We start from the raw sequence: 7,641 nt of genomic DNA on the forward strand, positions 1-7,641 counted from the left end.
ACATCTTACCTCTGTACCCTACGCGAATAACTTTACTCTTCTTTCGGTTATGGATAAAGCACTTTTTGTAGTTTTTTTTCACTATTTACATAACAAATTCAAATGACCATCACAAAAATCTATAAGTTATGTTGCTAACTTACAAAAAAGAGCCTTACAGATTGCCCACTTAGTGCGCTTGATCCCAGTTTTCACCGCTACCGACTTCCACCAATAACGGCACTGCAAGCGTGGTGCTGTTTTCCATTAACTCATGCACCTTCTTCGATACGCTATCCAGATCGTCTTTGTGCACTTCAAACACCAGTTCATCGTGCACCTGCATGATCATCCGCACGCGCGGTTTTTCGCTCAGCAGCCAGTCATCAACGGCGATCATTGCCCGTTTAATAATATCCGCCGCCGTTCCCTGCATCGGAGCGTTAATCGCTGCACGTTCCGCGCCCGCGCGGCGCGCGCCATTGCTGGATTTGATATCCGGCAGATACAGACGACGCCCTTCCAGCGTTTCGACATAACCCTGCTCTTTCGCCTGCGCGCGGGTACGTTCCATGTAGTCCAGTACGCCCGGGTAGCGTTCGAAATAGAGATCCATATACTTCTGAGCTTCTTTACGCGGGATATTCAGCTGACGCGCCAGACCAAATGCGCTCATGCCGTAAATCAGGCCAAAGTTAATCGCCTTCGCGCTGCGGCGCTGTTCATTACTGACGCTTTCCAGCGGTAAGCCAAACACCTCTGCCGCGGTGGCACGGTGAATATCCTTACCTTCAGCAAAAGCCTTCAGCAGCCCTTCATCGCGCGACAGATGCGCCATGATGCGCAGCTCAATCTGCGAATAGTCGGCAGACACAATCAGGTAATCCTCAGGCGCGATAAACGCCTGACGAATACGGCGACCTTCGTCATTACGCACCGGAATGTTCTGCAGGTTAGGATCGGTCGAAGAGAGACGCCCGGTCGCCGTCACCGCCTGATGGTAAGAAGTATGAACGCGGCCGGTTTTCGGGTTAATCATCAGCGGCAGCTTATCGGTATAGGTCGATTTAAGCTTCGCCAGCCCACGATACTCGAGGATCACCTTCGGCAGCGGGTAATCCAGCGCCAGTTCCTCCAGCACCTCTTCAGAAGTCGACGGCGCGCCGCCAGGCGTTTTCTTCAGCGGCTTGATGCCCTGCTTTTCAAACAAGATGGTTTGCAACTGTTTGGTAGAAGAGAGGTTGAACTCCTCACCGGCAATTTCATGGGCGCGTTGTTCCAGTTCAACCAGACGCTTAGCGATCTCCTGCGAATGCGCATGTAGCACCGCCGGATCGATTTTCACGCCGTTGCGCTCAACCCGCGACAGCACCGGTACTAGCGGCATCTCGATATTTTTAAAGATATTCAGCGGGCCTTCATGCTGCTGTAGTTGCGGCCACATCTTCAGATGCAGTTGTAGCGTCACGTCAGCATCTTCCGCGGCGTAACGCCCTGCCTCTTCCAGCGCGATCTGATTAAAGGTGAGCTGATTTTTACCTTTGCCGGCAATCTCTTCAAAAGTGATGGTTTTGTGTTTCAACCAGCGATCGGACAGGCTATCCATATCATGTCGGCCCGCGACGCTGTCGAGGGTGTAGGATTCCAGCATGGTGTCGAAGGCAATACCACGCAGTTCAATGTCGTAGTTGGCCAGGATGCCGCGATCGTACTTCAGGTTTTGCCCTACTTTTAGCACCTTGTCATCTTCCAGCAGCGGCTTGAGCAGCTCCAGCACGCGTTCACGTGGGATCTGGTCCGGCGCGTCGAGATAATCATGGGCTACCGGCACATAAGCCGCAACGCCAGGCTCAATCGCGAATGACAGGCCAACCAGATTGGCGGAAATGTTATCGAGGCTATCCGTTTCGGTATCAAAAGCAAATAGCGGCGCTTTCTTCAATCTGGCAATCCATTCGACCAGCGTCGCTTCATCCAGGATTGTCACATAATGCTCAGCAGAGAGCGTCGCGGCGAGCTCTTCTTCCACAATCACCGCGGCTTCAGCTGGTTTCGCCGCTGGTTTAGCGCCTTTCCCCTGTAGCCATTTACCGGATTCGACATCGGTGATCCAACGTTTGAATTCATATTGCTTAAAGAGCGCCAGCAGTTCATCAGCCGCCGGCTGCGCAACTAACAGCTCTTCGCAACCCAGATCCAGCTCCACATCGGTTTTTATTGTGGCGAGTTGATAAGAGAGGTAGGCCACCTCTTTGTTCTGCTCCAGCTTCGCCGCCATCGTTTTCGCGCCGCGGAAGGTCAGCCCGGCGATTTTTTCTGGTTCCGCATAGAGCGTATCCAGACCACCCAATCCCTGCAGTAGCGCCTGCGCCGTTTTTTCCCCAACGCCCGGAACGCCAGGTATGTTATCTGAGGAGTCGCCCATCAGCGCCAGGAAATCAATAATCAGTTCCGGCGGTACACCGTACTTATTCACGACCTCTTCCGGGCCGAGGATAGTGTTGGTCATGGTGTTGATTAAGGTAATGCCCGGCGTCACCAGTTGCGCCATATCTTTGTCACCGGTGCTAATCAGTACCGGACGGCCCACTTTTTCCGCTTCGCGGGCCAGCGTGCCGATAACGTCATCCGCTTCAACGCCTGGCACCGCCATCAGCGGCAGGCCCATCGCCTTCACCATCTTGTGCAGCGGTTCGATCTGCGCGCGTAGATCGTCCGGCATCGGCGGACGATGTGATTTGTAATGCTCAAACAATTCGTCACGGAAGGTTTTCCCTTTGGCATCAAATACCACGACGGCATGCGTCGGCTGATACTGCAGGATCAGGCTACGCAACATATTCAGCACGCCGTACATTGCGCCGGTAGGCTCCCCTGCGCTATTGGTTAGCGGCGGGAAGGCGTGGTAAGCCCGGTATAGGTAAGAGGAGCCGTCGACGAGGATGAGAGGGTTTTCTGGGATCTGAACCATAATTTCCGTGCCTGTTTATCAGATTATGGGTAAAGGATGCCACAGACGGGCATGAAATCCTGAATTTTTCCCGCATTTAGCCGAAAAGATTCATCGCAGAGGTGAATCGCTGCACAATATTATCTGTGGATAACTTTGTGCATAGTTTTATCGCCTCAGCCAAAAAAGCCTAAGCCATGTGACAAAGAATCTTATAAATCATTATATATCAATGTATTAAATATACACCCAAGTCTATATATGCTTCATGATGACTCAATGTTCCATGTGGATATAAGATTCGCATTTTTTTCTGTTCTGGTAAGACCCGTTATTTGCCGCGTTTTCTGGTAAAATCAGCCCCTTGCGCGGTTTAAGAACGTTCTTTGCCGGCCTAACTTTCTGAATAAACTAACTATGTCGAGATTACTCGCTGCGATAACACTCCCGCTGAGTATCGCCCTTACCATCTTAGTCACCATTATCTGTTCCGTGCCGATTATCATCGCCGGGCTGATTAAACTGCTGGTACCTATCCCGGCGGTTTGGCGTTCTATTTCTGTTTTTTGCAATTTCATGATGTATTGCTGGTGCGAAGGACTGGCGCTGCTGCTGCATCTCAACCCATGGTTGAAATGGGATGTTCAGGGGCTGGAAGGGCTGAATAAAAAGAACTGGTATCTGCTTATCAGCAATCATCACAGCTGGGCGGATATCGTGGTACTTTGCGTCCTGTTTCGCAAACATATCCCAATGAATAAGTATTTTCTCAAGCAGCAGTTGGCCTGGGTACCGTTTATCGGCCTGGCCTGCTGGGCGCTTGATATGCCTTTTATGCGCCGTTATTCGCGCGGCTACTTACTGCGCCACCCGGAACGCCGCGGTAAAGACGTCGAAACGACTCGCCGCTCATGTGAAAAATTCCGTTCTCATCCGACTACCATCGTCAATTTCGTCGAAGGCTCAAGGTTTACCGCAGAAAAGAAGCGCGAGACGCGCTCGCCTTACCACAACCTACTGCCGCCTAAAGCTGCGGGCATAGCAATGGCGTTAAACGTCCTCGGCGCACAGTTCGATAAGCTACTGAACGTTACGCTGTGCTATCCGGACAATAATACCAGGCCGTTTTACGATATGTTAAGCGGTCGCCTGACGCGTATCGTGGTACGTATTAATCTGGTGCCGATTGGCGAGGAACTACACGGTGATTACGTCAATGATAAAAACTTTAAGCGTGGTTTCCAGCGCTGGCTGAATGGGCTTTGGGAAGAAAAAGATCGTCAGCTCACTGACATTATGCAGGGTAACGAAAAGTCGTAACTATTTAGTCGATAAAAAAAGCCGGTCAGTGACCGGCATTTTTTTTATTTCTTTTCAACCAGTTGTTTCACAGTATCTGCGTACTGAGAAACAAACGCGTCCATGTTGCTGGTATCCATACCCTGCGGGTTCAGCTGGTATTTACCATTAACAAACATCGCCGGAACGCCCTGCAGCTGTAAATCGGCTGCGGCTTTCTCTTGCTGTGCGACCAGAGACTTCACCACAAAGCTGTTCCATGCCGCGTCGTAATCTTCACCTTTAACGCCCGCATCAACGAAGACTTTACGGATGTCAGCAGTGGACTGAACGGTTTGAGTTTTCTGTACCGCTTCAAACATCGGTGCGGTAATTTTATCTTCAACGCCCAGCGCGATCGCCACAGCCCACGCCTGGGTCAGGTCTTTACCCAACGGGCCCAGGAATTCAACGTGATACTTGGTCATTTTGGTGCCTTCCGGCAGTTTCTGACGTACGTTGTCGGAAACGTGCAGCACTTCTTCAAACTGATAGCAGTGCGGGCAGTAGAATGAGAAGAACTCAAGGACCTGAGGTTCGCCTGCAACCGGCTTATCAAGGGTGGTGTACTGCTTGCCGTCGGTGATCTGGGCAGCGGATGCACTGAAAGCCAGAATCATACCAGCCAGCGCCAGCCAAATTTTTTTCATGATTATTTCTCTCCTGATATATCACATTAATACATTGGCGTTAACTGAAGAGGGGGTTCCTGCAGAACCTTCACCTGCTCAAGAAATGTTGCAGTCTGCCCGCGCCAATAATCTTCCCCGGTTAACCATGGGAAATTTATAGGGAAAGCAGGATCGTCCCAACGCCTGAGCAGCCACGCCAGATAATAAACTAAACGCATGGCGCGTAAAGGTTCGATGAGAGCGATTTCGTCCGTGTTGAAGGGACTGAATTCTTCATAGGCCTCAATGATGGTCTCCAGCTGCATGCGCTGTTCGGCTTTATCGCCATTCAGCAGCATCCAGAGATCCTGTACTGCCGGGCCGGTGCGGGCATCATCTAAATCAACAAACAGCGGCCCATCGCGCCACAGGATATTGCCGGCGTGGCAGTCGCCATGCAGACGAAGCGTATCCGCACGCCCGTGCCACCGTGCCCTGACGGCATCGATGAGTTTATCAGCCGCACCCAGGAAATCAGCCTTCAGGCCAGATGGAATAAGCGTCGCCTGTTCAAATACCTGGCGTGGTTCCAACAGATATTCTTGTACGCCAATTTCCGGACGCGCATTAAAACGCTGCTTACGACCGGTCTGGTGCAGGCGGCCAAGATAGCGCCCGACCCATTCTATTTGGTCAAGATTATCTGCTTCGAACTGGCGGCCGCCGAGGCTTGGGAAGACGGCAAAGAAGAATCCCTGATGTTGATGTAGCGTGCTGTCGTGAAATAAGAGCGGCGCGGCAACGGGCACTTCATCCTCTACGAGCTGAAGCGCAAACTGGTGTTCTTCGAGGATCTGTTCTGCAGACCAGCGTTCAGGACGATAGAACTTCACCACGTAGCGGCGGCGATCTTCGTCCTGAAACTGGTAAACACGGTTCTCATAGCTATTAAGCGGAGTCAGACCGGAGTCGACCCGCATTCCCAGATCGAATAATCCATCAATGATGGTATCCGGGTGAAGCGTCTGAAAAGTAAAAGCCTTATCGTGCATCCTGACATCCGATAATCGTACGAATGCTTCAGGATATCATCTCGTAGCCGGTTTCGCGGCAGCACTTACAACCTTTTACTCTTTAATAACCCCGCGCGCACGTAGTAGTGCGGTTTTGAAATCCTCTTCATAATCTTTCTGTATACCTGGGATGACGGCCTCTTTCGATGAATCACGCATCTTCAGGTGATAAATCAGAATATCATCAGAAAGATCGGCCAGTTCACCTTTGTAACCTGCTTCAGCCGCCAGTTTCTGCAAGAATTGCATCAGGTTCAGCTCAGGTTCTTTTTGCCAGGCAGGCTGGAGAAGCTCAATTACTTCATTCAGGCGTTTACATTTCATAGTCATGCTCCTTACTCTTGATAGGGACAAGTTAACAGGGTCAATCCCACAATGAAAGAGGCGATATTAATATGCAAAGCGAGGCAATAACCGGCGTCGTGCTGGCGGGTGGAAGAGCTACGCGCATGGGCGGTGTTGATAAGGGATTGCAGCTGCTGAATGGTCGTCCTCTCTGGCGTCACGTTGCGGATACATTAGAGCCGCAGGTAGCAAGGTTAGTGATTAGCGCTAACCGTCATCTTGAGCGCTGGCATGCCAGCGGATATCCGGTATATCGCGATACGCAGAATGATTACCCAGGTCCACTGGCCGGAATGCTTGCCGTTATGCAGCAGGTAGATAGCCCCTGGTTTGTTTTTTGCCCCTGCGACACGCCGTTCATCCCCTCTTTTCTGGTCGAGCGTTTTGTACAACAGAAAGCCTCGTCACCGGTGGTTTGGGCACACGATGGCGAGCGCGATCATCCCGCCGTTGCATTAGTTCATCGTCAAATCATACCGGAACTGGAGACTTATCTTGCTCATGGAGAACGCCGGGTGATGGTCTTTATGCGCCAGGTGGGTGGGCGCCCGGTGAATTTCAGCGATGTGAAATCAGCATTCATCAATGTGAATACGTTGGATGAGTTGCAGCAGATGCAGGAGCCATCATGATCCCCTTACTGGCGATCGCCGCATGGAGCGGTACCGGGAAAACAACACTATTAAAACGCCTGATCCCTGAACTCTGCGCCAAAGGATTACGCCCGGGGCTGATTAAGCACACTCATCATGATATGGATGTCGATAAGCCAGGCAAGGATAGTTACGAATTGCGCAAAGCTGGCGCTTCGCAAACTATTGTCGCAAGCGCGCAGCGTTGGGCGCTGATGACAGAAACCCCTGATAAACCCGAATTAGATCTTCAATGGCTGGTAAGCAGAATGGATCCGGAAAAGTTGGATTTCGTTTTGGTGGAGGGTTTTAAGCATGAACCTGTACCGAAGATCCTGCTTTTCCGGCAAAACAGCGGACATCGTGTAGAAGAGTTAGTGATTGATGAACATACGATAGCAGTGGCCAGCGATGTGCCCATCGCGACGTCACTTCCGCTGTTGGATTTAAATAATATTCCACAGATCGCGACGTTTATTGCGAGTTGGTTAGAGAGGCAATAGCGGTGATATAGGTGGGATTTTCCCGGAGGCGGTGCTGCGCACCTTTTCCGGGCTACGGGTTGCTACGCGGTCTGTAGCCCCGGTAAGCGCAGCGCTACCGGGGGGATAGACGCCACACAGCAAAAAACCCCGCACCTTTCGGTATGGGGTTCTTCTTATTTGATGCCTGGCAGTTCCCTACTCTCACATGGGGAGACCCCACACTACCAT

The 7,641-nt window shown here is 51.4% G+C and carries 7 protein-coding genes; 3 read left to right on the forward strand and 4 right to left on the reverse strand.

Features of this window, described 5'->3' with window-relative positions; genetic code table 11:
* Positions 1 to 169: 169 nt before the first annotated feature.
* Complete coding sequence (polA, locus tag ABLV17_RS19265; RefSeq protein ID WP_271032446.1) at positions 170 to 2,950, reverse strand: DNA polymerase I; 2,781 nt, start codon at positions 2,948 to 2,950, stop codon at positions 170 to 172.
* 396 nt (positions 2,951 to 3,346) lie between these two features.
* Here polA and ABLV17_RS19270 point away from each other — a divergent pair, with 396 nt between their 5' ends.
* Complete coding sequence (locus ABLV17_RS19270; RefSeq protein WP_047045491.1) at positions 3,347 to 4,249, forward strand: acyltransferase; 903 nt, start codon at positions 3,347 to 3,349, stop codon at positions 4,247 to 4,249.
* Positions 4,250 to 4,293: 44 nt separating this feature from the next.
* Here the strand turns inward: ABLV17_RS19270 and dsbA are convergent, their stop codons facing one another.
* The 3 genes from dsbA to ABLV17_RS19285 form a co-directional block, all read right to left on the reverse strand.
* Positions 4,294 to 4,917: a thiol:disulfide interchange protein DsbA gene (gene dsbA, locus ABLV17_RS19275; RefSeq protein WP_045395245.1), complete on the reverse strand. Its 624-nt coding sequence runs from the start codon at positions 4,915 to 4,917 to the stop codon at positions 4,294 to 4,296.
* A 26-nt stretch (positions 4,918 to 4,943) separates the two neighbouring features.
* Positions 4,944 to 5,930, reverse strand: coding sequence for a serine/threonine protein kinase (locus tag ABLV17_RS19280; protein WP_308958197.1), 987 nt, complete (start codon positions 5,928 to 5,930; stop codon positions 4,944 to 4,946).
* A 75-nt stretch (positions 5,931 to 6,005) separates the two neighbouring features.
* Positions 6,006 to 6,275, reverse strand: coding sequence for a YihD family protein (locus ABLV17_RS19285; protein WP_015368982.1), 270 nt, complete (start codon positions 6,273 to 6,275; stop codon positions 6,006 to 6,008).
* Positions 6,276 to 6,346: 71 nt separating this feature from the next.
* On the opposite strand from ABLV17_RS19285, the gene mobA reads away from it, so the two are divergent.
* Positions 6,347 to 6,928, forward strand: coding sequence for a molybdenum cofactor guanylyltransferase MobA (gene mobA, locus ABLV17_RS19290; protein WP_063414128.1), 582 nt, complete (start codon positions 6,347 to 6,349; stop codon positions 6,926 to 6,928).
* Complete coding sequence (gene mobB / locus ABLV17_RS19295) at positions 6,925 to 7,431, forward strand: molybdopterin-guanine dinucleotide biosynthesis protein MobB (RefSeq protein ID WP_087858759.1); 507 nt, start codon at positions 6,925 to 6,927, stop codon at positions 7,429 to 7,431. Before mobA ends, mobB begins: the two co-directional genes overlap by 4 nt.
* Positions 7,432 to 7,641: the final 210 nt, after the last annotated feature.

Source organism: Klebsiella sp. CN_Kp091, assembly GCF_040065095.1.
Classification (GTDB): Bacteria; Pseudomonadota; Gammaproteobacteria; order Enterobacterales; family Enterobacteriaceae; genus Klebsiella; species Klebsiella aerogenes.